Source organism: Lentilactobacillus hilgardii DSM 20176 = ATCC 8290 (genome assembly GCF_000159315.1).
Taxonomy (GTDB): domain Bacteria; phylum Bacillota; class Bacilli; order Lactobacillales; family Lactobacillaceae; genus Lentilactobacillus; species Lentilactobacillus hilgardii.
Genome location: NZ_GG669993.1, coordinates 659,835 through 661,593, shown reverse-complemented (window position 1 = coordinate 661,593; position 1,759 = coordinate 659,835). Strand labels below are relative to the sequence as shown.

At 36.5% G+C, this 1,759-nt stretch carries 2 protein-coding genes; both read right to left on the bottom strand.

Features of this window, described 5'->3' with window-relative positions:
* Positions 1–589: 589 nt before the first annotated feature.
* Positions 590–736, bottom strand: a complete 147-nt coding sequence (locus HMPREF0519_RS13345) for a transposase (RefSeq protein ID WP_150334599.1) — start codon at positions 734–736, stop codon at positions 590–592.
* A 464-nt stretch (positions 737–1,200) separates the two neighbouring features.
* Positions 1,201–1,759, bottom strand: a 559-nt coding sequence (locus tag HMPREF0519_RS07240) for an MFS transporter (RefSeq protein ID WP_004561722.1), incomplete at its 5' end; no start/stop codon positions are given.

Sequence of the window (1,759 nt, the reverse complement as noted above, 5' to 3'; positions counted from 1 at the left end):
AAGCAGACTATTTAAATACCAGTATAGTTGATATTTATGACAGCTTTTTTCTGTCAAAAAGCTATCACTGTTTAGTGTACTCTTTTTTAAATAAGTTGATACTTGACATCATATTAGAACTGTTGTTGGTAAATTTGAAGATTAAAGCCCTAATCACTTTGTGATTAGGGCTTTTTTGTTTTAATTATAAAAGCATACAGGAGTTTTAAACCGAAAAATGACTTTGATTCTATTATTAGTTCTCTATAAAAGACTGTTGGAATATTGAGTGATAAAAGTATGATGGATTTCCTCGTAATGAGTTTAAAGAAATTCAGACGTGTTGGCCATTTCCTTAGAATAGTCTGCCATGTTCCAGAAGGCCGCATTGTAGTTAGTAGTCTAGTCTCCGCGTTGAATAGCAGCGGTTCGCACGTGGTTTAGGGCCTCGTAAGTTTGATTCAGTTCGGAGTCGAGGGCAAATAGGTTGTGGACGATTTCGGTGGCAGTAAGCCAGTAAGAAAAATTGGTACATTTATGAAAATATTCAAATCCATTTGTTCAGAAGAAACCAGTAGTAGCTTCAAGTAGCGCTTGAGCGTGAAACTCACTAGAAGATGTCGCAAACTAATCTAACTCCGGTTTTATTAAAGGCGCGGTTAAGCGCGTTGATGATATGGAATTTATCCACAACTAGGATGGTGTTGGGGAATACTATTTTAACCAGTTTAAGATAGGTATAATTCATGTCAGTCACGATAACTCCGTCACATTCTCTAGTAGTCTGAATCAAACCGGTAAAAGTATTTCTTTAATTGATGAAACGGCAACAGGTCAATTAATTTATGTAGGGCATCCATGAATAGTTTTGTGCTGTTAATGCCCTCTATCAAGAAGATCAAGAAGATTTTTGGTAGATAATGCTAGTTTGGCTAATCATCTTAAACGACCATTCGGACGAATAACCTCATCGTTTTGTCTGGTGCTACCCGCAACTTTTATGATATATCTTTTATGCCTAGTAATCACTTGGTAGTTAATTTTAACGAATAAACAAGGAATGTCCTCTTTTGTGTTCAATAATAATGTAAAAAAATAAAGATCCTGCTAAATCAGCGATTAAGGCTGACTTGGCAGGATCTTTATACTTTAGGTGATAAAAAAGAAATTGAATTCCATTTTAATTCTTTTGAAAATATGAGTAGTTGAGTTAATTATAAATTACTTTTTAATTGGTTTTTTAATAAATGCAAAAATCGCTAATGAAATAACTACCATAATCAGAAGTACCCAGTAGGTTAAAGTAAAGTTTTGGGTTAAAACAGCCCCGTTGGATAACGTAACCTTCTTTGGATCCAGTGGATTACCGGAAGCCATTAAGAAGCCAATGATAATGGCACCGATTCCGAATCCTTGGTAGATCATTGAATAATTGCGTGACGTATTTTTTAATCCAAAGTAATCGGAGACATAAGTTGGAAATACCGTAATATTACCACCAAAGCAGAAGGCCATTGCGATAACAACAATGTACATCATCGCCATGCTCATTGAGCCGGGTTTCGTCATCAACAAAGCAATCAGCGAAAGCAATTGAATGATATAAGTGATGAAGAACACGGTTTTTCGACCAGTGATATCAGATAACCAGCCCATGAAGAATCGGCCAATGGTATTAGCAAGTGCCACGATCGCTACAAATGTTGCAGCGGCACTTGTACCACCCCAAACGGCAACTTCATTAGGAGCTTGTGTCCAAGCAGCTGCCATATTGGTAACA